The organism is Acinetobacter sp. 129952 (assembly GCF_056642055.1).
In genome coordinates, this window is the sequence record NZ_JBWVSU010000006.1 from 142,246 (window position 1) to 168,655 (window position 26,410).

Annotated in this window: 23 protein-coding genes and 2 pseudogenes; 6 read left to right on the top strand and 19 right to left on the bottom strand. The window is 41.8% G+C overall.

Annotated features, from left to right (window positions below; all coding sequences use genetic code 11):
* The first annotated feature begins 278 nt into the window (after positions 1-278).
* A complete protein-coding gene (locus tag AC1IR0_RS08765) occupies positions 279-1,040 on the top strand; it encodes an alpha/beta fold hydrolase (RefSeq protein WP_247143411.1) in 762 nt (253 codons plus the stop codon).
* 2 nt (positions 1,041-1,042) lie between these two features.
* Here AC1IR0_RS08765 and AC1IR0_RS08770 read toward each other — a convergent pair.
* A pseudogene (locus AC1IR0_RS08770) lies at positions 1,043-1,292 on the bottom strand (ISNCY family transposase); the annotation flags it as partial.
* A 365-nt stretch (positions 1,293-1,657) separates the two neighbouring features.
* Here AC1IR0_RS08770 and AC1IR0_RS08775 point away from each other — a divergent pair.
* Positions 1,658-1,894: a VF530 family protein gene (locus tag AC1IR0_RS08775; RefSeq protein WP_104471312.1), complete on the top strand. Its 237-nt coding sequence runs from the start codon at positions 1,658-1,660 to the stop codon at positions 1,892-1,894.
* 330 nt (positions 1,895-2,224) lie between these two features.
* On the opposite strand, the gene AC1IR0_RS08780 is transcribed toward AC1IR0_RS08775, so the two are convergent.
* Genes AC1IR0_RS08780 through AC1IR0_RS08805 form a run of 6 tightly spaced genes read right to left on the bottom strand, consistent with a single transcriptional unit; the run spans position 2,225 to position 9,048 of the window.
* Positions 2,225-3,283: a 2,3-butanediol dehydrogenase gene (locus AC1IR0_RS08780; RefSeq protein ID WP_010326712.1), complete on the bottom strand. Its 1,059-nt coding sequence runs from the start codon at positions 3,281-3,283 to the stop codon at positions 2,225-2,227.
* Positions 3,284-3,304: 21 nt separating this feature from the next.
* Positions 3,305-4,090, bottom strand: coding sequence for an acetoin reductase (locus tag AC1IR0_RS08785; RefSeq protein ID WP_126036463.1), 786 nt, complete (start codon positions 4,088-4,090; stop codon positions 3,305-3,307).
* Positions 4,091-4,101: 11 nt separating this feature from the next.
* A complete protein-coding gene (lpdA, locus tag AC1IR0_RS08790; protein WP_312537014.1) occupies positions 4,102-5,502 on the bottom strand; it encodes a dihydrolipoyl dehydrogenase in 1,401 nt (466 codons plus the stop codon).
* An 11-nt stretch (positions 5,503-5,513) separates the two neighbouring features.
* Entirely contained in the window at positions 5,514-7,049 is a 1,536-nt protein-coding gene (locus tag AC1IR0_RS08795; RefSeq protein ID WP_479741304.1) for a 2-oxo acid dehydrogenase subunit E2, read from the bottom strand.
* 1 nt (position 7,050) lies between these two features.
* A complete protein-coding gene (locus tag AC1IR0_RS08800; RefSeq protein WP_048881927.1) occupies positions 7,051-8,070 on the bottom strand; it encodes an alpha-ketoacid dehydrogenase subunit beta in 1,020 nt (339 codons plus the stop codon).
* A 15-nt stretch (positions 8,071-8,085) separates the two neighbouring features.
* Positions 8,086-9,048 (bottom strand): thiamine pyrophosphate-dependent dehydrogenase E1 component subunit alpha, encoded by a 963-nt coding sequence (locus AC1IR0_RS08805; protein ID WP_070154253.1) that lies wholly within the window; start codon positions 9,046-9,048, stop codon positions 8,086-8,088.
* Between the two features lie 342 nt (positions 9,049-9,390).
* Between AC1IR0_RS08805 and lipA the strand changes: the two genes are divergently transcribed.
* Complete coding sequence (lipA, locus tag AC1IR0_RS08810; protein WP_479741305.1) at positions 9,391-10,365, top strand: lipoyl synthase; 975 nt, start codon at positions 9,391-9,393, stop codon at positions 10,363-10,365.
* Positions 10,366-10,645: 280 nt separating this feature from the next.
* Positions 10,646-11,737 (top strand): transcriptional regulator, encoded by a 1,092-nt coding sequence (locus tag AC1IR0_RS08815; RefSeq protein WP_479741306.1) that lies wholly within the window; start codon positions 10,646-10,648, stop codon positions 11,735-11,737.
* 715 nt (positions 11,738-12,452) lie between these two features.
* Here AC1IR0_RS08815 and AC1IR0_RS08820 read toward each other — a convergent pair.
* From AC1IR0_RS08820 to AC1IR0_RS08830, 3 genes are read right to left on the bottom strand one after another with little or no spacing between them, the layout of a single operon-like run.
* Positions 12,453-12,755 carry an AMP-binding protein gene (locus tag AC1IR0_RS08820; RefSeq protein ID WP_479741307.1) on the bottom strand — a complete coding sequence of 101 codons (303 nt, stop codon included), beginning with the start codon at positions 12,753-12,755 and terminating at the stop codon, positions 12,453-12,455.
* Between the two features lie 35 nt (positions 12,756-12,790).
* Positions 12,791-13,201 (bottom strand): thermostable hemolysin, encoded by a 411-nt coding sequence (locus tag AC1IR0_RS08825; protein ID WP_409666364.1) that lies wholly within the window; start codon positions 13,199-13,201, stop codon positions 12,791-12,793.
* On the bottom strand, positions 13,179-13,358 hold the full coding sequence (locus AC1IR0_RS08830) for a hypothetical protein (RefSeq protein WP_479741308.1): 180 nt from the start codon (positions 13,356-13,358) through the stop codon (positions 13,179-13,181). The genes AC1IR0_RS08825 and AC1IR0_RS08830 overlap by 23 nt, the downstream gene beginning before the upstream one ends.
* 143 nt (positions 13,359-13,501) lie before the next feature.
* On the opposite strand from AC1IR0_RS08830, the gene AC1IR0_RS08835 reads away from it, so the two are divergent.
* Positions 13,502-13,888, top strand: coding sequence for a diacylglycerol kinase (locus AC1IR0_RS08835; protein WP_479741309.1), 387 nt, complete (start codon positions 13,502-13,504; stop codon positions 13,886-13,888).
* Positions 13,889-13,927: 39 nt separating this feature from the next.
* Positions 13,928-14,638 carry a phosphatase PAP2 family protein gene (locus tag AC1IR0_RS08840; RefSeq protein WP_479741310.1) on the top strand — a complete coding sequence of 237 codons (711 nt, stop codon included), beginning with the start codon at positions 13,928-13,930 and terminating at the stop codon, positions 14,636-14,638.
* 26 nt (positions 14,639-14,664) lie between these two features.
* On the opposite strand, the gene AC1IR0_RS08845 is transcribed toward AC1IR0_RS08840, so the two are convergent.
* The 9 genes and pseudogenes from AC1IR0_RS08845 to AC1IR0_RS08885 all read right to left on the bottom strand — a co-directional run bounded on the left by AC1IR0_RS08845 (position 14,665) and on the right by AC1IR0_RS08885 (position 26,048).
* On the bottom strand, positions 14,665-15,984 hold the full coding sequence (locus AC1IR0_RS08845) for a sensor histidine kinase (protein ID WP_479741311.1): 1,320 nt from the start codon (positions 15,982-15,984) through the stop codon (positions 14,665-14,667).
* 5 nt (positions 15,985-15,989) lie between these two features.
* The gene (locus tag AC1IR0_RS08850) at positions 15,990-16,661 is read right to left on the bottom strand and encodes a response regulator transcription factor (protein ID WP_004646901.1); all 672 of its coding nucleotides are present in this window, start codon (positions 16,659-16,661) and stop codon (positions 15,990-15,992) included.
* Between the two features lies 1 nt (position 16,662).
* Positions 16,663-18,348 carry a phosphoethanolamine transferase gene (locus tag AC1IR0_RS08855; RefSeq protein WP_479741312.1) on the bottom strand — a complete coding sequence of 562 codons (1,686 nt, stop codon included), beginning with the start codon at positions 18,346-18,348 and terminating at the stop codon, positions 16,663-16,665.
* Positions 18,349-18,453: 105 nt separating this feature from the next.
* Positions 18,454-19,530: pseudogene (locus AC1IR0_RS08860) on the bottom strand (DUF4010 domain-containing protein); the annotation flags it as partial.
* Between the two features lie 186 nt (positions 19,531-19,716).
* On the bottom strand, positions 19,717-21,090 hold the full coding sequence (locus AC1IR0_RS08865) for an amidohydrolase family protein (RefSeq protein WP_479741313.1): 1,374 nt from the start codon (positions 21,088-21,090) through the stop codon (positions 19,717-19,719).
* A 43-nt stretch (positions 21,091-21,133) separates the two neighbouring features.
* A complete protein-coding gene (locus tag AC1IR0_RS08870) occupies positions 21,134-22,054 on the bottom strand; it encodes an ABC transporter permease (RefSeq protein WP_479741314.1) in 921 nt (306 codons plus the stop codon).
* Between the two features lie 33 nt (positions 22,055-22,087).
* Complete coding sequence (locus AC1IR0_RS08875; RefSeq protein WP_479741315.1) at positions 22,088-23,185, bottom strand: ABC transporter permease; 1,098 nt, start codon at positions 23,183-23,185, stop codon at positions 22,088-22,090.
* A 40-nt stretch (positions 23,186-23,225) separates the two neighbouring features.
* Positions 23,226-24,827 carry an ABC transporter ATP-binding protein gene (locus tag AC1IR0_RS08880; RefSeq protein ID WP_479741316.1) on the bottom strand — a complete coding sequence of 534 codons (1,602 nt, stop codon included), beginning with the start codon at positions 24,825-24,827 and terminating at the stop codon, positions 23,226-23,228.
* 120 nt (positions 24,828-24,947) lie between these two features.
* Positions 24,948-26,048, bottom strand: a complete 1,101-nt coding sequence (locus tag AC1IR0_RS08885) for a BMP family ABC transporter substrate-binding protein (protein WP_409666369.1) — start codon at positions 26,046-26,048, stop codon at positions 24,948-24,950.
* Positions 26,049-26,410: the final 362 nt, after the last annotated feature.

Consider the following 26,410-nt stretch of genomic DNA (forward strand, 5'->3'; position numbering starts at 1 on the left):
CCCAGTTTTAAGGTTTTCATTAATTTTATTTAGTCTACATCACCATCCAGCATCACAATTCAACCATCTTCTTTCATATGTATAACCAGATATCCCTCCAGATTTTAAATCGTAATTTAAAATACTTATGAATCGATTATAAATTATTTAGCCTAAGCAAAAAAATAACCTCAAAGAATAGCCTAAGCAAAATTTTATATTTAAAAATTTCGCAATTGATTAATTCCCAATATAAACCCACTATAAACATTTAAATAAAGAAATCACGGAATACTCAAATGATCCTAAATTATCAACTTCAACACCACGAAACGTCAGTACTATCTCCAATGGTCTTTATTCATGGTTTATTCGGTAGTTTAAGTAATTTAGGGATACTAGCTCGATATTTTTCTGAGCAAAGAACCGTGCTTCAAATTGATATACGCAATCATGGTCTTTCTGCTCATAGTTCAAACTTAAATTATCAGCTTATGGCAGAAGACGTAATAGAAACTTTATCGAGTTTAAATATCCAAAAGTTCGTAATAGTAGGGCATTCCATGGGTGGGAAAATTGCTATGAAAATAGCGGACTTAGCCCGCGTAAAAACTGAAAGGTTGGTCGTCCTAGATATTACACCAATCCAATATCATGAGAATCATCATACTGAAATTTTTAAAGCCTTATTTGCTGTGCAGCAAGCAAATGTTACTTCACGACTTGAGGCAGCAAAAATTATGCGTGAACATATTCATGAAGAAATGGTGATTCAATTTTTATTAAAATCCTTTAATAAAGGGCAATGGCTCTTTAATGTTCAGGCTTTATTTGATCATTATCCAGATATTATGGCCTGGGAAAAGGTCGAAAAAATGAATCAGCCAGCTTTATTTCTTCGTGGCGGTAATTCTTTTTATATCTCAAAACCTGAACATTTTGCGGCAATCAATGAACAATTTTCTCAGGCGAAAATTGAATGCATTGAAAATACAGGACATTGGCTACATGGTGAAAAACCAGAAGAAGTGATCCAGCACATGAAAGCCTTTTTGAATTAAGCTGATAATGTAGGGCCAAAGCTAAGCAGATGTTCAGAAATAATGGCAAGGCATTCTGATTTTAACAGATCGTCATGGCGACGATGACCCGTTTGGCCACATCTGGCATGCATCAGATATGTAATAACCGAGTATTTGATGGATTGAAAGATTCAGAATTTCAGCAGCACGGACTTGTGTAATACTTTGATCTCGAACGTCTTGCAGAACTGCAAGACGTTGAATTTCTTTGTCAGACATAGTGATCAGCATCTATATTTTATATCCAGTCCATGGTGATAAAAACCATCATAAACTAGACATTTTTATTGGTGAGAATATAGACACTTTAAATGGGTTCTAACAAAGGCATTTCGTATAATGTATATTATGTTAAATATAATACACCTGATTAGGTTTTCTTTAAGGTCTTATTCTATAAAAAGAAAGGTCTACATTTTAAGACACCAAATCAAATGGCAGAAGATTTTTACAAGTCGGCTGCCTAGAATCTCACAAGTGAATGTCTCCTGCTATTTCAGCACACATCAATGTTAATTACGTTTAAATTCCAACCCTCTCATTTTTCAACTAGCTCAGGTTATAATTATGGCCTCCCAAAATATGGTTGATCTATTATGAACGCCTCCAATGACCCTCTACACGGCAAAAAACTTGCTGACATTTTGGATGAATTATTAGATTACTACGGTGGCTTTGAGGGCTTAAGTCGTAAAATTGAAATTAGATGTTTTTGCATAGATCCAAGTGTTAAGTCATCATTGCGATTTTTACGTACCACACCATGGGCACGTGAAAAAGTAGAAAGCTTATATTTGTATGTCTTATGCCAAAAAGCCAAACAGAAATCGTAGCTTTCAAAACCCCAACCTCAGTCTAATATTTTATACCAAACAGTAAACTAAACCTATTGAATAGCCAATGATTTTGTAGACACCTTTTAATTGGTGGTGGGCTGCCACCACTCTCCTAGCAAAATTTAGTCTATATCCCTATGGTTTATTTAAAAACTTATTTTCTATCTTTACTAGGCTGTATGATCAAAATCATACTGGCACTCAACACTGTAAATTTGAGAATGAATCTGTAAGTACAGAGTCACTCCCTATCGCTAAAGATATTAGAAATAGCTACATAAAGTTTATTTCTAGCTTATTCAAATTTGTCGTTAAAATTAGGTTTTACTACGGATGAACAATAATTTTTACTGCAGACTCATTATTATGAATCAGCGTTTCAAAGCCTTTAGAAACAAGATCATCTAATGCAATACGTTGGGTAATAAAAGGTTCTAGATTAATCTTACCTTGCTCGACTAAGCGGATGGTTTCCTGATGGTCATTTACATAAGCAATCGTGCCACGAATATCTAGCTCTTTCATAACCACACTATGCACATTAATTGTGGCAGGATGGCTCCAAATCGAAACGATAACGACCACACCAGTTGGTTTCATCGCCGCCACCAGTGTATCCATGACTTTATTAACACTACTACATTCAAAAGCGACATCAACACCACGGTCTTCCGTAATTTTCATCACTTCAGCGACCACATCAACCTTAGATGGATCTAGCACATAATCTGCAACACCCGCTTCTATCGCTTTTTCTTTACGCTTTGCACTCAATTCAGTAATGATGACCGTGAGACCTTTAGCCTTTAAAATGGCTGATAAAAGTAAGCCTATAGGGCCTGCTCCACCAACCAGTGCGATATCGCCAGCTTTTGCACCACTTCTGACATAGGCATGATGACCGACAGATAAAGGTTCTATCAATGCGGCCTGATCTAAGGGAATATCATTTGAAATAGGATGTACCCAACGTCGTTGAACTGCAATTTTTTCAGAAAGACCGCCGCCACGTCCGCCTAAACCAATAAAGTTCATATTTTTTGATAAATGATACTTATCATTCAGGCCAGTCGGGACATCATCCGCAATAATATAGGGTTCAACTACGACATGTTGTCCAATTTGGATATCGTCTACACCCTCACCAACTGCATAAACTACGCCTGAAAATTCATGTCCCATTGTTACAGGTGCAGATTCTCCCGAAATTGGATGTGGATGACCACAAGGTGGAATAAAAATAGGGCCTTCCATGAATTCATGTAAATCTGTACCGCAAATACCGCACCATGCAACTTGAATTCCAACTGTGCCTGGAAGTACTTTCGGTTCAGGGATATCTTCAATTCGAATATCCCCTCGATCATAAAAACGAGCTGCTTTCATTGTGTATTCCTCATGTTGATATTAACGGTAAACCATTCCACCATCTGTCAAAATAGACTGACCTGTAATATAGTTTGCATCCTCGCTGGCTAAAAATGCAACTAATGCAGCCACGTCATCTGGTGTTTCAGCACGTCCTAAAGCAATACCATCTACATATTTTTTATACGTTTGACCAATTGGTGTACCTGTAATTTCAGAGAACCGCTGATCTATTTCGACCCACATGTCTGTACCAACAACACCCGGACAATAACTATTTACAGTAATTTCAACACTGGCATATTCTTTAGCCGCAGCTTGCGTCAATGCACGAACTGCAAATTTAGTTGCCGAATAAACACCGAGTAAAGCAAAGCCTTCATGACCTGCTATTGAGCATGCATTAATAATTTTTCCAGCCTGTTGGCGTTGTTTAAATTTATTTGCTGCGGCTTGAATCCCCCAAAGTACACCACCGACATTGATGTTTATAATTTGGTTAAATTCACTCGGCGTTACTTCTGCCAAAGCTTTGACTTGTGCAATACCTGCATTATTAATCATGATATCAAAACCATTAAGTGTCGATTCTGCATGATTAATAGCGTCACTGATTTGTATTGGATCTGAAATATCCGCAATAAATGTGGTGGCTTTTACGCCAAAGGCTTCAACCTCTTGTTGAACAGTATTTAACTTTTCTTGGTGAAGATCGACCAATCCAATATGAACACCTTCTTGTGCTAAACGTAAGGCAATACCGCGTCCAATACCTTGTGCCGCACCCGTAATTAATGCAACTTTATTGTTTAAACCTCTAGGCATGTTGCGACTCCTTAAATATGGATTGCACGTTGCATCGCCGACAAGACCGACTCATGCATCGCCTCAGACAAAGTAGGATGAGGGAAAATGACCTGCGCTAAGCTTTCATCTGTAGCTTCTAGGTATTTCGCGATGGCAAACCCTTGAATGTGTTCGGTGACTTCATGTCCAACCATGTGAGCACCCAACAATTCACCTGTTTCCTGACTAAAAATGGTTTTAACAAATCCTGCGCTATCGCCCAAAGCCAATGCCTTACCATTGGCTTGCAAAGGAAACTTACCCACATTGATATTCAAGCCCGCAGCTTTCGCTTTCTGTTCTGTCAAACCAATACTGGCCACTTGCGGATGGGTAAAAATACAGCCCGGAATTTGTGTACGATCTAAAGCATGTACATGATCTAAACCTGCAATTTTCTCCACACAAAGAATAGCCTCGTGACTGGCCTTGTGTGCCAAACACGGTGCGCCTGCAACATCGCCAATTGCATATACGCCCACAATATTAGTTTTGCACCATGAGTCGACTTTAATAAAACCATTCTCTAATTCGACACCTAAAGCTTCTAGGCCAAGATTTTCAGCATTTGGTTTCACGCCAATAGCTGAAAGCACCTTTTCAACAGTAATGATTTGTACACCTGTGGCAGTTTCAATATGACAATGTACTTGAGCCTGATCAGTTTCTATTTTTTTTACAGTCGCTTCGGTTAAAACCTGCATACCCTGCTGTTCAAATTGCTTTTGTACATACTTCGCAACTTCAATGTCTTCGCTAGGAAGAATCTGCTTTGCAATATCAACCAAGGTGACTTGGCAGCCTAAGTCTTGGTATAGGCTTGCAAACTCACTGCCTATAGCCCCCGAACCAATGACCAGTAAAGATTTTGGTAATTGTTCTGGAACTAAAGCCTCTTTATAACTCCAGACCTGATGGCCATCTACAGGAATATGAGGCAAATTGGCCGCACGTGCGCCTGTTGCGACAATAATATGCGGTGCTGAAATCTGCTGTTTTTGACCATTCGCATCTGTAAGCTCTAATTGCTCTTTGGCAATAAACTGGGCTGCTGCGTTAAAAACAGTGATTTGATTTTTTTTCAATAGTTGACCGATACCTTGCACCAGTTGCTCAGAAACCTGTCTGCTATGATGGACCAGTTTTTGAATATCAAAATCAATCGCGTTAAGCGTAAAGCCAAACTGCCCTGCATGTTTGAACTGCTGCGCAAGCACAGCCCCGCTCAATAATGCCTTGGTTGGAATGCATCCCCAATTAAGACATACTCCGCCTAAGTGTTGTTTTTCAACGATTGCCGTTTTTAATCCCAGTTGCGCTGCGCGAATCGCAGCGACATATCCTCCAGGACCAGCACCAATAACCACAAGATCAAATTGTGTATCTGACATGACTATTCCTCCTACACCAAAATTAATGCAGGATTTTCGACAAACTGCTTCAATGCCGATAAGAATTGAGCACCCAACGCACCATCAATGACACGATGATCACAAGACAATGTTGCGGTCACCATTTCACGAACAACAATCTCATCATTTTCAACGACAGCACGTTTCTCTGCTGCACCTAAGGCTAGAATTGCACCTTGAGGCGGGTTAATAATGGCATCAAACTGTTGAATACCAAGCATGCCCAAATTGGAAATACTGAAACTGCCCCCTTGAAACTCATCAGGTGCCAATTTTCCAGTTTTGGCACGTGTCGCCAGATCACGCATATCATTGGAAATTTGCGCCAAAGATTTACGGTTCGCTGCTTTAATAATTGGCGTGATCAGTCCATTTTCGATGGCTACAGCAACCGAAATATCAGCCTGTTCAAACTGTAAAATCTGCTGATTCTCTTCATCAAACTGAACATTAACTTGTGGAACTTTAATCAGTGCAGCAGCAGCAGCTTTAATCAGCATATCATTAATGGACAGTTTGACTTGCGGTACAGTACTGTTAATTTGCTGACGCAAAGCCTGAACCGACTCAACATTTAAGTCTATCGTTAAGCGAAAATGTGGTGCATTGCGTTTTGCCGCTTGTAGCCGTGCAGCGATTGCTTTACGCATACCATTCATAGCTACGGTGGTGAATTTTGCTGACTCTGTTGGATGCGCATACTCAGTATGTTGAGCTTGTACAGGGTTTTCACGTTGATATACAGCTTCAACATCTTCCTTACAGACTCGTCCACGTGAACCCGATGCACGACAATCATGCAAATTAATGCCCCATTGTTTTGCCAAACGGCGAGCAACAGGTGTTGCTAGAACATCACTATCATCTGCTTTAGATTTCGCGGCTTTTGTGCTGGCTTGATGACGTACATCTGGCCAAGAACCACCAGCAGCTTGAACTGCGGCCTGAATATCTTGAACACTGATACGGCCTTCACGTCCAGAACCCGTAATCTGAGCCAAGTTTACATTATGCTTTTCAGCCAATTTCAAGGCATGTGGCGTTGCAAAAATATCATCGCTTTGTTGGTAGCCTTGTAACTCATCAGGAATAAAATATCCGCCCTGAGTCACCGCTTTTGATCCATTACCAACACTGTTCTGTTTAGGAGCAGCTTGTACTTTGGTTTCAACTTGAGCCACATCGACTTTTTCAGGAACCGCTGCTACCGCTTTATTTTCAGTTACAGCAGGTGTTCCACCTAAAGACTTTGCAAATGCTTCAACTTCTGCATCGGAAACTTGAGCGTCTGCACAAATTGCAATGATTCCACCTACGACCAGTGTGTCACCATCGTTAGCAATAATTTTTCGTAGCAGGCCATCAAAAGGTGCCTCCAATACATTGACGATTTTTGTGGTTTCAATTTCACAAATTTCCTGTCCTTTACTAAATTGGGTACCCTCCTGAATCAGCCATTGGGCAATCGTACCCTCTTCCATGGACAAACCCCATTTTGGGATTTCTAAAGTTTTAATTTCGCTCATCCTAAGCCTCCAACGTCTTGCGTACAGCCTGTTCGATGCGTTCTACACTAGGTAGCCATTCTTTTTCTAGTACTGGTGAAAATGGTACGGGTGAGTGTGGTGGAGTGACTAATTCGATTGGTGCTTTAAGATAATGAAAGCCTTTCTGGGCAATAAGCGCAGCCACATCATGTCCGAAACCACAACGTGCTGCTGATTCATCTACAATCACCACACGACCTGTTGAAGCTACTGACTCTAAAATGCCATCTTCGTCTAATGGTGAAATGGTTCTAGGGTCAACCACTTCAACCGAAATGCCTTCTTTTGCGAGCTTATCAGCGACTTCATTGGCACGATGCACCATCAAACTTAAGGCAATAATGGTGATATCTGTGCCTTCACGGGTGTAATTTGCGACACCAAAAGGAATAGTGTAGGACTCATCTGGCACTTCGCCCTTAATGTCGTACAACAACTTGTGTTCACAAAAGACTACTGGGTCGTCATCTCGAATGGCTTGAATCAACAACCCTTTTACATCATAGGCACTTGAAGGCACCACCACTTTTAAACCAGGCACTGAGGCAAACACGTTATATGGCGACTGAGAATGCTGCGCTGCTGCGGAAAAACCTGCACCAATCATGCCACGTACAACGAGTGGCGCTTTGGCTTTGCCGCCAAACATGTAGCGAAATTTAGCTGCTTGGTTATACAGCATGTCATAACACACGCCGTAAAAATCCATAAACATTAAATCTGCCACAGGTCTTAAACCCGTTGCAGCAGCACCTGCCGCCATACCAATAATCGCTGATTCTGTAATTGGAGTATCAATGACTCGTTCAGAACCAAATTCAGTCCATAAGCCTTTGGTTACACCAAGTACACCGCCAAAACCTTCCAGCTTATTATCATCGGTATTTTTACCACCATGTCCACCACGAACATCTTCACCGACCACAATGACACTTGGGTCTCGGCGCATTTCTAATTCAATTGCTTCTTTAATCGCGTTTCGATAACTTTTATTTGGCATTTTTCTACTATTCCTTTAGTAAGAGACGTATACATCGGTAAGTAACTGAGAGGCTTCTGGGTACTTAGCTGCACGTGCCTTTGCAACGGCATCGTCTACATTGGCTTTAGACTGAGCGTCAATCGCATCGAGCTTGGCTTCGTCAATTTTGTCTTTGACTTTTTCGCGGAATATTTTCAATGGATCTTTATGTTCTTTGACATAATCCAGTTCTTCTTTAGAACGGATAAGCCCTGGATCACCTTCAAAATGTCCATAAAATCGGTTGGTTACCGTTTCAATCACACTCGGCCCTTCACCACGGCGGGCACGTTCAATGGCTTTTTGTGCAACCTCATACACAGCAAAAAAGTCTGTTCCATCTACTTTTTCAGCGGGTAAGCCAAAACCTGCTGCTCGGCCTGCAATATCTTTACTGCCTACGGCATAATCATGTGCCGTGCCTTCACCAAAACCGTTATTTTCAAAAACAAAAATGACAGGAAGCTTTAACACCACCGCCATATTCATCGCTTCAAAAGTTAAGCCCTGATTTGAACCGCCATCACCGGTAAAAGATAGACCAATCCCACCATTTTTGAGTGTTTTAGCACTTAAAGCTGCCCCAATAGCCAAAGGTGGACCACCACCCACAATACCGTTTGCACCGAGCATGCCTTTATCTAAGTCCGCAATGTGCATTGAGCCGCCTTTACCACGACACAAACCATCATCTTTGCCAAAAATTTCTAGCATCATGGCGTGAATGTCACAGCCCTTTGCAATACAATGTCCGTGACCACGATGTGTTGAGGTAATGAAGTCCTTATCTGTTAAATTTTCACAGATCCCTACGGCAACAGCTTCCTCACCGCTATAAAGGTGGATGAAACCTGGGATATCACCTGTATTGTTTTCATCGTGAAGTCTATCCTCAAATTCACGAATGTCGCGCATTCTTTTGTATGCTGCTAGCAATTGCTCTTCCGTTAATTGCATATATTTATTCCTTATTCACTACGCTTAAAAGAAAATCCCAAGTTGAATAACTGGATTTTTAAATCGTATATTTATATAAGAATATTTTTATTTAATTTCATATTAGACTAAAAAAATATAATGCATAAAAAGATGAGATAAGTATTAAAAACAGAAGGTTATGAAATTAAAAAATTTTGTAAAATTTTACAATAGTTCAATCACATATAAAAACAAACCTTTAACCAACCTTTGTTTTATATGATAAGTTTTTTGCCCTGTTTTAATATTATTAATGCATTTAAAGCAGCTTATTTAATATCAGGCTCAATATTAATTATTTTAAACGACGGAGTGTTTGAAATGGATTTAAATAACCCAGTATTAACTGGAAAGAAGTTACGTGGCGCTAAAAAAATGGCGCGTATTCCAATTAAAGTTGTTCCAACGGAAACGATACCGAAAAAGCCAGAATGGATCCGGACTAAAATTAGTCGACCTGAGGAAGTCCAAATCATTAAGGATTTATTAAGACAACAAAAACTACATACCGTTTGCGAAGAAGCGGCTTGTCCTAACTTGCCGCAATGTTTCGGTAGTGGAACAGCAACATTCATGATTATGGGAGATATCTGTACTCGACGCTGTCCATTCTGTGATGTCTCGCATGGCCGTCCTAATGCCTTAGATATTAACGAGCCACTGCATTTGGCTGAAACGGTGAAGAATCTAAACTTAAAGTATGTTGTGATTACTTCCGTTGACCGAGATGATTTAAAAGATGGCGGTGCACAGCATTTTGCAGATTGCATTCGAGAAATTCGTCAAACTAGTCCAGACACTTTGATTGAAGTTTTGGTTCCTGATTTTCGTGGTCGCGCAGATAGTGCACTTAAAATTCTGAGCAAAAATCCACCTGATGTCTTTAATCACAATATTGAAACCGTGCCACGCCTGTATAAAGCCATGCGACCAGGCGCTGACTATCAGCATTCATTGAATTTACTTAAGAAATTTAAACACTACTGTTCTGAAATTCCAACGAAATGTGGTTTGATGGTCGGTTTAGGAGAAGTCGAGGCTGAGGTTATTGTGTTATTAAATGATTTGAAAGATTATCAAGTGGACTATGTCACAATCGGTCAATACTTACAGCCATCTAAATCTCATGCGCCAATTCATCGTTTTGTTACGTTGCAAGAGTTTAAGCATTATCAAACACATGGAGAGCGCTTAGCGTTTAAAAATATTTGGAGTGCGCCATTAGTACGATCAAGTTATTTTGCAGACCGTCAGTATCATGGTGAAGCTGTGCCTAGCCCTTACATGAGCGAATGAATTTTCATCCTATTTACGTTTATTAACATTTCAGATGGAAATAGCCATTTTCAGCTCATAAGAACACTTTTAAAGTAACTCAAGGACTGGTAAAGCCAAAAGATATGATTTAACCAAGCAAAGATAAAAGCATTTAAAAAAGCCAAAAGATATGATTTAACCAAGCAAAGATAAAAGCATTTAAAATTGAAGCAAGAAGAAATGACGTAAATGACTATAAATTTGGAAACTCATTTCTAAAATTTAAAAATATTACAGTCTGATCATAAAGGAATATGATATGAACCTGTTCAATACCGCATCTGCAAAAAATCTGCAAGCAACCCATTTAATTAATCAACATACTGTTCATGCCGCTCCTGTTTTAGCCTTACCTCCAGAAGATAAAACTTCTTTATTTCGCCGCTCTATCCAACATAATTATGCCGACTTACTCAAAATAGCTGATGATTCAGATATGGCGATTGGTCTCACAGATCATCAAGGTACTCTCTTATGGACATGGAGTAGTTCTGTAATGCTTTCTTCTGCCGAACAGGTTCATTTTATTGAGGGTGGGCATTGGTCTACACAGGCTGTTGGGACCAATGCGATAGGTATGACTTTAAACAGCCAAATATCAAGTTGTGTCTATTCTCATGAAAACCAAATGGACAGTGTTCGAGATTGGGTTTGTTATGCCGCGCCGATCTGGGATCCGACATCAGGGCAATTTCATGGCATTATTAACCTTTCCACAAAATATAAAAAACATACTCCTTTGGGGCTGCTTGCAGTTGAACGCTGTGCGGATTTAATACAACGAGCCATAAAGTTTGAACAGCAGAATTTTTTATACATTAAGGCGCTAGGCTCGCCTTGGGTTCAATTTAATGGGCATACCTTGAACTTGAGTCACCGTCAAATTGAAATACTTTGCATTTTAGCTTTGCACCCCCATGGCATTGGTTTAGAAGAGTTACACTATGCCCTTTATGGTGAGCGTAGTGTCAGCTTAAAAACCCTAAAGGCTGAGCTTTCACAACTTCGTAGCCTATTACCTCATTCAATTGAGCCTCGGATTTATAGGCTTAGCTGTGAAGTCCAATGTGATTTTTTAAGTGCTGAACAATCATTAAATGCAAATCTTATTTCCAGTACATTCTCGCTATATAAAGGTAGCTTTCTTTCTAAATCAGAAAGCCCTTTACTCAGCACTTGGAGACATTGTTTTGATGCCCGTTTAAGCCAGTTGATCTATCAAATAAAGGATATCGATCAATTATTAAGAATTATTGGGCAAACACATGATCGAATTGATGCAATACAACGCTTATTAGAACTCTTACCACAAGATAGCGCCCACCGTAATTATTTTTCAAACCTAATTTAAATATTATTTTTGGCTTCAACTCTAAAGTTTTATTGTGTAGAAGATTGAAAAGGAAGTATGACTTTCATACTTCCTTTAATAAAATTTAAAATTGAGAACTAACTACAGTGAAGTCTAGTAATTCACTTACCTAGCTTTGACACCCAGTTTGTCGCTGGATGGTGTACCCATGCCATTACTACAGCTTTAATAGTTAAAGCCACCAAATCTTCTAAGTCTAAGTTATGTAAGTGTGACTTACCATAAGCGCACGTCTATGCCGTGATGGTGACGATAAATATTTAAGAATGCTGACAAGCTTCATCCACCGTTGGTGATATAGAGGATCGGCATCCCCTTTCTTAAAGGGGTTTCAATGAGGTGTGAATAGCCCCCACTCTTCTAGACAAATTTAGTCTATTCTTAAGACCTTTTTAGTAGGAAAATATCTATTCATAGCTAGGTTCATGAACCAAATATTTTACCAGTTATAACTTTAGTACTCTAAGTAATTAAATTTGTTGTTTATTAAAGATAAATTTAATTGTGAACTATATTATAGGTGAACATAAGTTAAGTAAAAGTTAAATAAGATACACTTAACCATAAGTTCATATCTTCCTTGTCCATAAAAGTGAATTTTGAAATTTTTAGAAGAAAATTGAATTAAATGGAAATCTCATCTCTACTCATGTCTTTAGCTAGATTTAACAGCCATTCTGGTCCAGAGAAAGATTCATCCAGAATACAGAGCAGCTCGGTTCGGCTGTCGGAAAGCAGATGCCGTAAAAAACAGAGGCACCGGAATCACGGTCATGCCGGCTTTTTGTGCGGCAAGATCGACCACAATCCAGTCGATGCTGTTCACGCCCCATAAGGTCAGACGTCGCAGATTAAGCTGCATGAAACTGGCACTCAATAATTCTATCCGCCGTTGTAGTTCCGCATAGCTCAGTGTTGCCTGTGCGGTAACCACAGCTTCTCGCTGCGGATACTGGTGTGCTTGTAGGCTGATACGTTCAAATAAAGCAGTCATCATTTAAATTCTGTGCCTCGGTAATCAAGCAAAATGCTTTAATGACTAAATTGATAAAGTTGACGAGCGACTTGTAAGGCCTCTGCCACATCAATCGCCAGCACATAAGGTTTCTGCTGGTAATAGCTGCCCCACAGGTGCTGTGCCTCTCCTAGGACTTGCGGATCAGCCTTTTCAAGCACATGAAAACGTAATCCCATCTGTTGCAACACATAACGTACTGCAGTTGTTCCGGTACATACTGCCCATTCGATGTGTTGCTGCGAGAGATGAAAAACCAGAAAGGCCACCATCAGTTTGGCTTTGTCCATATCTAGTGCTGCCAGATTGCCAATTTCTACTACTTTGTCTCGGCTGACCGTGGTCTGGCTGAGCTTGCCAAGAATATTTTCAATTGGTTCATCGAGATACTGTTCCAGAAAGGCATTAAATTGATTTAAATGCTGCATTCACCACCTGCATCTCGGCTCCGTGATAACCGGCAAACAGGGTTGAAGAGAAGCTCGATACAGTGGCCTGATGGACTTGCTGATATTTTTCCTGAATAAAATTTTCCAGGCTACGGCGTTCAGGTGTCTCGCTTTGTTCTACAGTTTTGACCGTCAAATGTAGCGATTGATCCTGTGCTGAAATTACCGGATACGCCGGAGGTACTTGTAGTAAAAATTTAGAACGGCCGGTTTTTTTAAGAGCATTTTAAGATTGAAAATTTAAGTTATTCCTATCTCTCTATTGACTGAATCTGCTTTATGTCTTCCTACCGATCACCTTATAACGGCACCTCAGGAACGCAGCGTATTTTTAATGCGACCCGTTATTCCATGGCTGGTTTTAAAACCGCCTTTCAAAATGAGGCCGCCTTCCGGCAGATCCTGCTGATTAATCTTATTTTGATTCCTCTAAGCTTTTGGATGCCAGTTAGCCGAGTTGAGCAAGCGCTCATGGTCGCCGTGTGCCTATTGGCGTTGATCATTGAACTGATTAACTCAGCGATAGAGGCAGTGGTAGATCGTATTTCCATGGAACGGCATGAACTGTCTAAAAATGCCAAGGATATGGGCAGTGCGGCTCAGTTTGTAGCACTTAGTTTAATTGCCCTGACCTGGGGCATCATTTTGGCTGGTCATTTGATTTGACCTCTGCTCTTGCTACTGCCTGAAATGGACAACTTAAAAATGATCACTGACCGTTCCCGGTTTTTACTGACCCAAACTTTACTTTTGATCTTCAGTTTTTTGATTCTTCTCAACTTCTTTGACATTGGAGGAGTGCTGGACTTACAGCTCATCTATCCCTTTATCGATGATCATGGTCAATTTCCCCTTCGAAAACAATGGGCACTGGCAGAACTCAATCATCGCTATGTTAAAGACCTGCTGATTCTAGTGTATATCACATTATTACTGGGCTGGTTGGCATCACTGAAATGGCAGAACTGGTATATACGGCGCTGGGAATTTGGCTATTTTTTTAGCATGGTAGTGCTGACCACGGCCTCGATCGGAATTTTAAAATCTCAGTCGGCCCATGCCTGTCCCTGGGATATGACCATACCTACCCATAACGGGATTTTGTGGGATTTTAGTGCTACTGCGGGCCACTGTTTTCCTGGAGGGCATGCATCTAGTGGTTTTGCGTTGATGGCTGGTTATTTTGTTTATCGCATTTCTAACCGCAAGCGTGCTTATTTTCTTCTGATTGCTGCAGTAATTTTAGGGTTGGCTATGGGCTGGGCACAAATGATGCGCGGAGCACATTTCCTGAGTCATAATTTATGGACTGGCTGGATTATCTGGTGCATGAATGTCATTGGCTATACGCTGTTTAGCCACAAACTGCCGATAGAAAAGACCACTCCTATACTCTCTAGTATCAGGCAACCTTAACTCCAAAAAACCAGAAGCTTATTCGCTTAGGCTTCGATTAAAGGAAACTTGACCTGGACACAAAGGCCACCCAAATTGATACTTCGAGAAAATTCTAGTGTTCCACCCAAGCGCTCGGTGGCTTTATCTACAATGGATAAACCCAAACCGCTGCCAATTTCTGCATGGTTATGAATCCGATAGAAGCGTTGCCGGATCTGATTGAATTGAGCAGGATCTATCCCTGCCCCACTGTCTTCAATTTGTAAAACCGCCTGCCGGCCTTGCTGGAAAATAGATACATTAATCACGCCATCCTTCGGACTGTATTTAATTGCATTATCAATTAAATTATAAATAATCGAGTGCAAAGCTGAAGCCTGGCCCTGAATCTGCAGTTCCTGTTGCTGTTCTACGCCCAAATCAATGTCTTTCTGTAGCGCCAATTGAATTAGTTCTTCGATACAGGTGACTGTCATTTGATTCAGTGATAGCAATTGAACAGGTTCGCTTAAACCTTCGGTCACATCCTGTTTTGCCAGACTCAATAACTGGTTGACCAGATGCTGCATACGCAAAATGCCTTGACTCAAATTATGGATAGACTCGCTTTGAGGGAACTGCTGTAGCAAAATTTGCAGCTGTAAATTCAAGGCCGTCAGTGGCGTGCGTAATTCATGGGCAGAATCTGCTACAAATTGACGTTGTTCCTGTTGGGCCAGAGAAATGCGACCAAACAAATAATTCATTTCCTGAATAGTCGGTTCCAGCTCCAGGGGATAATCTTTCATTGCAATTGGCTTTAAGTCTTGTGCCTTGCGGCTGGCCAATTCAGTTTTAAAATCATTAAGGGGCTGAAAATTTTTCCGGATCATCCAGCCTAAACCGAATAATGCAAAAGGTAAAAAAAGCACATAAGGAAGAAACATATTGGCTGCCAGCTCCAGAGCCAGTTCCTGCCGGACATTTTGCTGCTGGCTCACCTGAATCTGTAATTGCTTACCAGGAATAATATAAGTTAACCAGGTTCCATACGGCGTTTGATGCTTGTAGAAACCTGCTTTCCTGACCGGTGCCACCAGAACATCCTGCGGATGCAAGGAAGTGGCTGTATCTGTATAGGACCAGATATCTACAAATAAATCTTCTTCACTGTATTGTTTGGCTAGATCGATTTGGCTTTGTAAGGGTTGCGGATGATTTTCTGAAATGCGCTCTGCCAGACTTTGCATCTGTTTATCCAGTACTTCATTAATTTCTTCGAGCGCAATCCGGTATGCTGCAAAGATTAGCACACAGCCCAGTACCACGCTAAATAATGAAATATAAATAACCAGACGTTTTTGCAAGGAATAACGTTTTTGCATGGTGCTCATCCTAAGCGATACCCTAGCCCACGTATGGTACGTATGAAGTCTTTTCCTAGTTTTGCCCGCAGATGATGGATATAGACTTCCACCGTATTACTGCTGACATCACTGTCAAAATCATAAAGCTTGTCTTCCAGATCATTCTTGGAAAAAATTTTATTCGGATGATTTAGCATGGCCATTAAGATAGACCATTCCCGGTTGGATAATTCTATAGCCTGTCCATTAAACAGAGCGATATGCTGCTCCAGATCTAGTTCCAAACCACTGTGTGATAATTTCTTATTCGTATCTATCCCGGTATTTTTTAAACCACTACGGCGTATTAAGGCATGAATACGGGCCAGTAACTCGTCAAATTCATAAGGCTTGATTAAATAGTCATCTGCTCCCTGATTCAGCCCATCTACCCGATTTTGTAACTGATCCCGGGCAGAGATAATCAATACCGGTAAATTCGGAAACTTCTGCCGGATATTTTTTAGCACCAACATGCCATCCATCATCGGCAAGCCTAAATCGAGCAGGACAATATCGTAGACCTGCTGCTGTAACTGTTTTAAACCCTCAATCCCATTATTGACCCAATGCACATCAAACTGATGCAGCTTGAGCAATGTTTCAGTCGACTCGGCAATCATAAAGTCGTCTTCAATAATTAGTATTTTATGCATTTCAAGCTCTGTTCTTTAAGGATGGTGAGCATTGTGCAAGCATATCATTTTTAGCTTCAGTCACTTGCGTTTTTATATCCAGTAAACTTAATAAGCTGGGGAAAAGATGATCCTGACTACGGGCCTGTTCGGTCTGTCCTTTGAGACAGCTGACCTGCTGGGTATTCTGCTGCTTCCAGGCATCGGAGAACCACATCAGCATCGGGACATGGGTTTGCTGGGTCGGCGCCATACTATAAGGTGCACCATGCAGGTATAAACCATGCTCTCCGGTGGATTCTCCATGATCAGACAGGTACCAGAAACCGGTTTGATATGGAGTCTGCTGCTTTAAAGTTTCAACGATCTGGGCAAGAACATGGTCTGTATATACAATCGAATTATCATAGCTATTCTTTAATTCTTCTGTACTGCAGCCCTGAATGGCATTGCTATTACAGGTTGGTTGAAATGGTTGATACGGCGTTTTGGAACGCTTGAAATATGCGGGGCCATGACTGCCCATCTGATGCAGTACAATTAATTGTGGTTTCGGGTTGTTTTTATCCAGATGCGCCAGATAATCTTTCAGGCTCTCCACCAGGATTTCATCAAAACATTCACCACCAGCATCACACCACTTCTGTTTCAGTTGCGTCGGAATCTGATATTTTTGTACTCGGTCACAGGCGCCTTTACAGCCTGAGTTATTATCAATCCATGTCACCTGATAACCGGCGCGCTGGGCAATATCCAGCAAACCTTCACGGTGGCTGGCGAGCTGTTCATCATAGGTTTCACGTGACATGCCCGAAAACATACACGGGACTGAAACGGCTGTTGCAGTTCCGCAAGAGCTGACCTGATTGAAATTAATCACCGCTAACTTGCTCAGTTCAGGATTAGTATTACGCGCATAGCCATTTAAGGCAAAACTCTCGGCACGTGCAGTTTCTCCCACTACCAGCACCATTAATTTAGGATGCTCCTGCATTTGGGCCTGCTGTAACAGATGAGCATCTTCGCCAAAAGCCAACAAAGGCAAATTTGCTTTAGGTGCTTTCTTTTTATAATAGGATAAGGTGGACGCGATGCTATTTTGTGGAGAAAGCATTCCCTTCAGATCACGGTGCTCTCTGAAGATGGCTGCATAGTCGACATAGAAGCAGAACAATAAACCTAGAATCAGTCCGAGTGAGACTACACTGCTCAGGCTTTTATGCACCAGCTGATGCCCAGTCGATGTAGGCTGAATTTGAAGCATCCAGACGATGCCGAGTGGAAATATTACAAATCCCAGTGTCCAGATGATCAGTCGCATTGACCAAAGATCACGGACTTCACGGGCATCAGTTTGCAGCATATTCTGGATCTGGTCAGGCGTAATAACGACCCCCAGACTATTGACAAAATAAGCACTAAAACCACCCAGAATGATCAGGACACTGGCCAGTATTTTGGCGTTCCATTTCCAGTTCAGCCACTGTAATACCAAGTTGTAAAAGGCAATGATGATCAATGCCGTGGCGGCCAGTAACAGACCTGCTTTCAGATTGGCATAAGGCGTAAATTCATGAATTTTTTGATAGAAAGCAAAGTTTAAGATCAGTCCTAGCCACATAGCCAGCAACATATTGAAGCCTGAAAGACTAATCGACTTTTTAGGTCGCTGACTAAAAAAAGACGAATGGGAAAACAGCTTCAGCATGATCCATGGCTCAAAGACTTTAAGATGCTTTAGCCTAGAATCTGAATCTTAAAAATGACTTAAAATGATTGGATCATTTCATAATATATGCAAACCAGCCCTTCTTTATTTCAAACTCAGAAGAATAAAGATAAGTCCTAACATATGTAGAATCTGGCTAGGTGCAGAATACAGAAAAAATTTCCATCCCCCAGTCACAAAAGAATTGATACTTTTAGACACCGCATGTGCCGCAAGTCCAATCATAACAGCATAAATTAAAGTCAGGTTGTGAGGATTTCCCTGTATCACTACACCTGCTACAGCAGCATGCACTTCAAATAAAGAGGCTAAAAAAGTGCCTAAAATTAAGCCGCTATCCCCCAGTAGAAGATTCGCGCCGTAAATCCCAGCCTGGATTAAGGTCAAACTGACCGCAATAATTACCGCTTCTTTTATACTGAACATCCGGCTATCAATTTCTTGTATTTCATTAATGCTCATACTGTTATCCGCTTGGGGAGTTCGATAAATCAAGAATCCGGCAGCAATACATAAAATTCCGATGCCCACCAAACTCGGAATTAGCAGAAACTTGAACCATTCTACGCTCACTCCCAGAACAATCAGCAAGAGCTGTAATAAGGTGGCAATACAGGAGATTAATCCCGCACCTGCATTTAATTTAGCACTGGCCCGCCCGGATCGGACTTGCATGCCCAAACTGGCAATTGTGGCCGTACTGGAGACAAATCCCGAGGCTAAGGCAGATAAAATAAGCGCCTTATCATTGGACAGGATTCGTTTTGCCACATGTGCCATGGACTGCACAATCAAGATTAAAATGAGTAATTTTAGGATGATATAAGGATTCAGTACGGCGCCCCACAAGGGCTTATTGGGCATGACCGGCAACGCAATCAATATCAAAGCCAATAAAAGTAGCCCGTCTCTTAACTCATAGCTTTGGATCGTTTTTCCGGCAAATTGATGCAATGTCTGTTTGCCCATCAGGATGATCGTGAGTAGAACCGCCATCCCTGCAGCAAGTGGAATATTCCACACACAAACAGCACCAATGATATAGGTCATCAAAAAAGCCAGTTCAGTGGTAGAGCCGATATCCTGCTTCTGTTGAAACAGGCTATACACACAAAACAGGCTGACCGCGACGGTTCCTATTACTCCAATATAGAGATGCAAAGGGGTAAATTCAAAGAATGGTTTTATAGCTTATTAGATGCAATTTAGAAGTGAATGAATGAAACTCATCTAAAGATTAGAAAATATCAGTCTATTCACTCTGTTTAATTTCATTTAAATCATTCGTTAGAAAGGCGTCTGAGGTCACCCCACTATCAATGAATAACCTCAACCCCCACGTAAATCTTAAAATTCTTCCCGCTGTAATTCATTCACCGTTTGCCCCTGCTTTGCAAACCACTGATCACGACGTTCAAACAAGCGTGGCGCCGCCTGATTCACTTGATCAATTAGAGCCTGTAAATCGGCATTGATCAAACGGCCATTTTTAACCACAGTCTGTCCCGCCACCATCGTCATCACGACATCTTGGCCTTGAACTGCATGGACTAAATTGGTATGCAAATTAAATAATTTTCTATGATCAATCAACGGCGTCATCCGCGGTGTATCCAGTTTCACCGCAATCAGGTCGGCCTGTTTGCCGACTTCCAATGAACCAATTTCATCTTGCATACCCAAGGCTTTAGCTCCTGTAATCGTAGCCATTTGACAGACTGACCAGGCATCCAGGGCGGCTGCATCCAGCGAAGAAAATTTGGCCAGCAATGATGCCGTTTTCATTTCTTCAAATAGATCCAGGTTATTGTTTTCTTTTTCTCCGTCAGTACCCAAACCCACCGCAACGCCTTGACGTAGCATTTCAACGACAGGCGCTGCACCGGAAGCCAACTTCATGTTGGAAATAGGATTGTGCGCAACCCCTACCGCATGTCGCCTTAAAATCTGAATTTCATTTGCATCTGTCCAGACGCAATGTGCCAACAAAGTTTTAGGCAGATCTAGCAAGCCCAGTTTTTGCAGACTCTCAATTGGGCGAATACCTGAACGGCGCAGGTTTTCCTGTACATCAAATTGGCTTTCATTGCTGTGGGTATGAAAACCGGTTTGATAATCCTGACAAAGTTTCTCAATGAGGCTTAATGCTGAACCTTCAGCATAAAACAGGTGCTCTAAACCCACCCAAACCTGAATACGTCCATTCGCCTGCTGATGCCAACGGTTGATTAAAGCCTCATTACTTTTTAAAGTTTCAAAATAATTGTGATCCGGATGTTCCGCGACATAAGGTACTAGAACGGCACGAATTCCCAATGCTTGCGCAGCTTCAGCACTTCCGTCCATATAACGCCACATATCAACGATGGTGGTCGTTCCCGACAATAGTGCCTCGGCATAACATAAATAGGAGGCGATTTTCGCATCCTCTGGTGTCAACACCCGGTGCATCGGGTCAATATACTGCTGTAACCAATCCCAAACCGGTAATCCTTCAGCCGTACCACGCAATAAACCGGAATGACAATGGGTATTGATCAAGCCCGGCATCAGGATCTTTTGTGGGTAATCTTCAATGAGCACCTCTGGATAGCATTGAGTTAACTGTGCCAATGTACCCACTGCTTTTATTTGGTCGCCCTCAATCAGTATCGCGCCATTTTTAATACATTCATTCTGCGCATTCATGGTAAGGACATAGGAAGCTGTTAAAATTTTCATGATTTATACTCAAATCTATTCTATTTATGATGAATGGCTGCGGTTATGGCACGAAGGTTTTGCCTAAATAAGATGGCAAATTCATTTTGAGTACTTTTTTATTCCGCGAAATCATGACCAGTACCACAATGGTGGCTATATAGGGCAATGCGGCAAGCAGCTCGTTCGGCACCTTGATTCCAAACGCCTGGGCATGAAATTGTAAAATGGTCACGCCCCCAAACAGGTAAGCGCCGAGCATTAAACGTGTGGGTTTCCACACCGCAAATACTACCAGTGCAATCGCAATCCAGCCGCGGCCTGCCACCATATTTTCAATCCACATCGGGGTATAGACGGTTGATAAAAATGCTCCGCCAACTCCTGCCATCAAACCGCCAAAGAGTACTGCGCCATAACGAATCGCCAACACGTGATAACCCATGGCATGCGCACTTTCCGGTGATTCTCCAACTGCTTTAAGCAATAAGCCTAAACGGGTTTTGGACAAGACAAACCACACCAGAAAAAAGCTCAAGATGGACAGATAAACCACATAGTTTTGCTGGAACAGAATCGGACCCAATACTGGAATATCCGCTAATAGTGGAATATTAAAATTAGCCAGCCCCGGTAAAGCCATACTGACGTAGTTCTGTCCCAAAAATGCAGAAATACCGAGTCCAAAAATGGTTAAAGCCAAACCGCACGCGGATTGATTGGTACTTAAAGACAGGGTGAAAAAGGCAAAAATCAGGGCCATCAGCATGCCTGCCAGACCACCCATCAATAAGGCACTTAAGACACTGGCATCATATTGCGCAGCAAAGGCAAAACCCGCAATTGCACCAACCAGCATCATCCCTTCTACTCCAAGATTAATCACACCGGTCCGCTGTGTGACCAATTCCCCCAGACCTGCGAAAATCAGTGGTGTTGCTGCGGCAACAGTACCTGCAAGAATTGCAGTTATTTCTAAAGCCATATCATGCTTCCTTTTGCTGTAGACAACATTGTGTTAAAGAGTGGTTGCTGTGGGTTGAGGGACCGGTGGCGCCATTTTTTTGCTAAAACGGTAACGATTTTCAATCAATGCATCGGAAGCCAACAGGAAAAACAACAGCAGCCCCTGGAAAATACCGGTAATCGCGACCGGAAGCTGGAGCTGCATTTGTGCCATTTCGCCGCCCAGATAAATCAGCGCCATAAAACAGCCTGACAGCACAATACCGATTGGATTGAGACGACCTAGATAGGCCACGATAATCGCTGCATAGCCATAACCTGGGGACAGGTTCGGATTCAGCTGACCAATAGGCCCAGCCACTTCACAGATTCCGGCAATACCTGCCATCATTCCGGAAATCACCAGACTCATCCAGATAGCTTTGGAGGAAGAAAAACCTGCGTATTTGGCAGCTAAAGGTGCCTGACCGCTGACTTCCAGTTTATAGGCCGTCAGACTTTTACGCATAAAAACCCAGAACAGAAGGACTGCAAAAAAAGTGATAAAAATAGAGGCATTAATGCGTGTGCCTTCTACAATAAATGGCAGCGTCGCACTCTCACTAAAAACCACCGATTGAGGGAAGTTCATCCCTTCCGGATCACGCCACGGGCCATTGACCAGATATAGCAACACACATACTGCAACATAATTCATCATCAGGGTGGTCAGGGTTTCTTCGGCATTAAAATGGGTTTTCAGTAAGGCAGGAATTGCACCCCAGAGTGCCCCACCGAGTGCTCCCATAACGATCATTAATGGGAGAATCCACCAACCGATTTGATCATGAAATAAAATCGCAATACCACCGCCAAAAATTGCCCCGATGGTAAGCTGACCTTCAGCACCGATATTGAATAATTTGGCTCGAAATCCGACCGCTAGCCCCAGGGCAATCAGAATCAGAGGCCCGGCCTTCACTGCCAGTTCACTCCAGCCATAAGATGATGTCAGCGGTTCAATAAAAAAGATGTACATCGCTTGCGCGGGATTAATCCCCAGCATTAAAAACAGAATACTGCCGACAATCAGCATGGCCAGCAGCGCAATGAGCGGTGAAAGCCACTTCATCATTTGAGATGGATGTTCACGCGGTTCCAGTAAATGCATGTCGCTCTCCTCTCAACCTGTATATTTGTTTTTGGCTGTATTAAGCATGAGCTTGCTGCTCCTCTACTATGATCGCCATGTCATGGTTTCGAATACCTGACATCAAGACCCCAACATTTTCAGTATTGGTTTCATGGGTAGATATGGCTGGAGATAGTTCACCATTGGCCAATACACAGAGACGATCACTGATTTCAAACAGCTCTTCTAATTCTTCTGAAATCACCAAAATAGCAACACCTTGTCGAGAGAGGTCGATCAGGGTCTGCCGAATAAACATGGACGCGCCGACATCTACGCCCCAGGTCGGTTGAGCCACAATCAGAAATTTGGGGTTTTGCAGAATTTCCCGGCCTACAATAAATTTTTGTAGATTTCCACCGGACAAGGAACGTGCTTCTGCCTCTGGGCCACTGGCTTTCACCCCGAATTTTTCAATACAGTGCTCGGCAAAAAGCTTACATTGTGCAAACTTGATTAATCCCCATTGCGTCAGGTTCTGCCGAAATGCGGTCAGCAAGGCATTCTGGGACAGTGTCATGTTCGGGACTGCTCCTCGGCCCAGACGTTCTTCAGGGACAAAGCCCAGGCCCAAATCACGCCGTTGTCCAGAACTGAATCGGGAAATATCGATTTGATCCAGAACCATCTGGCCATGTTTCAGGCTTTTTTCACCCGACAGCAAAGACAGCAGTTCTGCTTGACCATTGCCAGAAATCCCGGCAATACCGACAATTTCTCCGGCTTGAATATCTAAATTGATATTTTTCAGCGACACGCCAAATGGGTCATCGGACTGGTAATCCAGATTCTCGACCTGGAATAGCACCTGTTTTTCACCGGTATATTCTGGGCGTACATAAGTCGGTAAATCACGGCCAATCATTAAGCGTGCTAAATCACTGGTGCTGTTGTCTTTGGGATCAACATTTCCGGTCACACGGCCATTGCGTAAGATGGTCGCTTCATCACAGAGTTCTTTAATCTCATGTAATTTATGACTGATATATAAAATTGAAACGCCTTGGGAGGCCAATAACCGTAAAGTTTTAAACAGTTGCCGTACCGCTTGTGGTGTCAATACTGAAGTCGGTTCATCTAAAATGATTAAAGCGGGATTTTGCAAAAGGCAGCGAATAATTTCGACACGTTGCCGCTCACCTACCGATAAAGAATGTACTTCGCGGCGTGGATCAATGGGTAAACCATATTGTTCTGAAACTTCAATAATTTTTTGGCTCAGGACTTTTAAATGAATCTTTTCATTCAGTCCCAGCAAAATATTTTCCACCACGGTCAAGGTTTCAAATAAAGAGAAATGCTGATAGACCATGCCAATCCCGAGTTTTCTTGCCATCGACGGGTTATCAATATGAACTTCTTTACCGTTCCAGAGGATTTGTCCTTGATTGGCCTTGGTTGCCCCATAAATGATTTTCATCAGGGTACTTTTGCCAGCACCATTTTCACCCAAAATGGCATGAATTTGCCCAGGTTGAACGGTTAAATGTATCTGGTCATTCGCTTTCAATGAATTGTAACTTTTACAGATATTGATGAGCTGTAAACGCGGTACACCTGAAGAAGAACGTGCGTTCAACTCTTGCGCATGAGCAGATCTATCGTGTTGAGAGGTCATCATCAGTGCCCTATTCAATGCTGTGACAGTGCGGCATCCATCTGAAGCGTGCAGGCATTCAGATGGATGCGGGAAAGTACATCAAAGTATTTAAAGTTTTTTGAATTGCAAAATGACAAAGCTTTATTTCGGTAATGAACCCTCTACGCCCTTCACGTAGTAATTCATTTTGCTTAGTGCCGCATCATCTAGGCGCTTGCCCTTTGCCAAGACCAATGTGCCATCCTGTTTATGAATCGGGCCGGTAAATGGATGCAATGTGCCTTTTAAAATACCGTCACGTACGCTGAGTGCTTTTGCTTTAGAGGCTGCCGACACGGAAGGACCAAAGCTTTCAATATCGACTGCTTTTTGTTTCACGCCGTACCACATTGCACTTGGTTTCCAGGTTTTATTGCTGACTTGCATCATTACCGGGGTGTAAATTTTTTCCCAATGTAAAACCGATGCGGCAAGATGCGCTTTAGGGCCAAATTTGCTCATGTCAGAGTCCCAGCCAAAAGCAAAGACACCTTTTTGTTCAGCCGCCTGTACCACTGCCGGAGAATCGGTATTTTGCATCAGCACATCTGCACCTTGAGCAATCAATGCCAAGGCTGCATCACGTTCTTTGCCCGGGTTAAACCATGAATTCACCCAAATGACTTTGGTTTTAATTTTTGGATTTACACTTTGTGCACCGAGGGTATAGGCATTGATATTACGGATGACTTCAGGAATCGGAAAAGACGCAACTACACCCAAAACATTATTTTTGGTTTTTTGCCCTGCGACCACACCCAGCATATAAGCGCCTTCATAGGTACGGACATCATACACTCCTAAATTTTTCCCCTGCTTATAACCGGTTGCATGCATAAATACTGTATTTGGAAATTGCTTGGATACTTTTTCCATCGCATTCATATAACCGAACGAGGTTGCAAAAATGACTTTATTGCCTTGTTGTGCCAGGTTACGGATCACACGTTCGGCATCTGCTGTTTCAGGGACATTTTCGATATAAGAGGTTTTATATTTTCCTGCGAGGGTTTTTTCAGTCTTAATCCGGCCTTGATCATGAGAATAAGTCCAGCCATGGTCGCTGGTTGGACCAATATAAACAAACGCGGCTTTATCTTGGGCCTGAACATTCGCGACAGCGGCCATGCTCATTACACCGCTTGCCATTAACACCCCTACCAATTTTTTCAATCCGGTTTTCAAGCTATTTTTTTCTTTCATTCTATTCTGCTCTTGGTTGTTCTGTGTCATACAACACATGCTTTAAAATGACTTCACTCAAATGCGCTCAGTCTGTCCAATATATAATTAGCAATAAGCATTCCAGTTTTTATAAAAAATAATAAAAATAGGGTTTTTAAAAAGATATTTTTGTTTTTTATTTAATAAGAGCGTACTGTTATTAAATTTATAAATAATAATTTTATAATTGACCCTAAAATTTAATTTGATGGAAGGATTTTTTTATTTTTTCTTATAAGTGGTGAGATAAAATAAAATGCCTTAAATTTGTGCATTCCTTTTTTAATTGGAGCTTCATATTTTTCATGAGCAAAGATAAATGTAGATGATAGAATCAGGTA

What these genes read in the sequence shown, in the direction of transcription:
- AC1IR0_RS08765 (WP_247143411.1), top strand. Translation starts at nt 279, where the DNA reads ATGATCCTAAATTATCAACTTCAACACCACGAAACGTCAGTACTATCT.
- AC1IR0_RS08775 (WP_104471312.1), top strand. Translation starts at nt 1,658, where the DNA reads ATGAACGCCTCCAATGACCCTCTACACGGCAAAAAACTTGCTGACATT.
- AC1IR0_RS08780 (WP_010326712.1), bottom strand. Translation starts at nt 3,283, where the DNA reads ATGAAAGCAGCTCGTTTTTATGATCGAGGGGATATTCGAATTGAAGAT.
- AC1IR0_RS08785 (WP_126036463.1), bottom strand. Translation starts at nt 4,090, where the DNA reads ATGCCTAGAGGTTTAAACAATAAAGTTGCATTAATTACGGGTGCGGCA.
- lpdA (WP_312537014.1), bottom strand. Translation starts at nt 5,502, where the DNA reads ATGTCAGATACACAATTTGATCTTGTGGTTATTGGTGCTGGTCCTGGA.
- AC1IR0_RS08795 (WP_479741304.1), bottom strand. Translation starts at nt 7,049, where the DNA reads ATGAGCGAAATTAAAACTTTAGAAATCCCAAAATGGGGTTTGTCCATG.
- AC1IR0_RS08800 (WP_048881927.1), bottom strand. Translation starts at nt 8,070, where the DNA reads ATGCCAAATAAAAGTTATCGAAACGCGATTAAAGAAGCAATTGAATTA.
- AC1IR0_RS08805 (WP_070154253.1), bottom strand. Translation starts at nt 9,048, where the DNA reads ATGCAATTAACGGAAGAGCAATTGCTAGCAGCATACAAAAGAATGCGC.
- lipA (WP_479741305.1), top strand. Translation starts at nt 9,391, where the DNA reads ATGGATTTAAATAACCCAGTATTAACTGGAAAGAAGTTACGTGGCGCT.
- AC1IR0_RS08815 (WP_479741306.1), top strand. Translation starts at nt 10,646, where the DNA reads ATGAACCTGTTCAATACCGCATCTGCAAAAAATCTGCAAGCAACCCAT.
- AC1IR0_RS08820 (WP_479741307.1), bottom strand. Translation starts at nt 12,755, where the DNA reads ATGATGACTGCTTTATTTGAACGTATCAGCCTACAAGCACACCAGTAT.
- AC1IR0_RS08825 (WP_409666364.1), bottom strand. Translation starts at nt 13,201, where the DNA reads ATGCAGCATTTAAATCAATTTAATGCCTTTCTGGAACAGTATCTCGAT.
- AC1IR0_RS08835 (WP_479741309.1), top strand. Translation starts at nt 13,502, where the DNA reads ATGTCTTCCTACCGATCACCTTATAACGGCACCTCAGGAACGCAGCGT.
- AC1IR0_RS08840 (WP_479741310.1), top strand. Translation starts at nt 13,928, where the DNA reads ATGATCACTGACCGTTCCCGGTTTTTACTGACCCAAACTTTACTTTTG.
- AC1IR0_RS08845 (WP_479741311.1), bottom strand. Translation starts at nt 15,984, where the DNA reads ATGCAAAAACGTTATTCCTTGCAAAAACGTCTGGTTATTTATATTTCA.
- AC1IR0_RS08850 (WP_004646901.1), bottom strand. Translation starts at nt 16,661, where the DNA reads ATGCATAAAATACTAATTATTGAAGACGACTTTATGATTGCCGAGTCG.
- AC1IR0_RS08855 (WP_479741312.1), bottom strand. Translation starts at nt 18,348, where the DNA reads ATGCTGAAGCTGTTTTCCCATTCGTCTTTTTTTAGTCAGCGACCTAAA.
- AC1IR0_RS08865 (WP_479741313.1), bottom strand. Translation starts at nt 21,090, where the DNA reads ATGAAAATTTTAACAGCTTCCTATGTCCTTACCATGAATGCGCAGAAT.
- AC1IR0_RS08870 (WP_479741314.1), bottom strand. Translation starts at nt 22,054, where the DNA reads ATGGCTTTAGAAATAACTGCAATTCTTGCAGGTACTGTTGCCGCAGCA.
- AC1IR0_RS08875 (WP_479741315.1), bottom strand. Translation starts at nt 23,185, where the DNA reads ATGCATTTACTGGAACCGCGTGAACATCCATCTCAAATGATGAAGTGG.
- AC1IR0_RS08880 (WP_479741316.1), bottom strand. Translation starts at nt 24,827, where the DNA reads ATGATGACCTCTCAACACGATAGATCTGCTCATGCGCAAGAGTTGAAC.
- AC1IR0_RS08885 (WP_409666369.1), bottom strand. Translation starts at nt 26,048, where the DNA reads ATGAAAGAAAAAAATAGCTTGAAAACCGGATTGAAAAAATTGGTAGGG.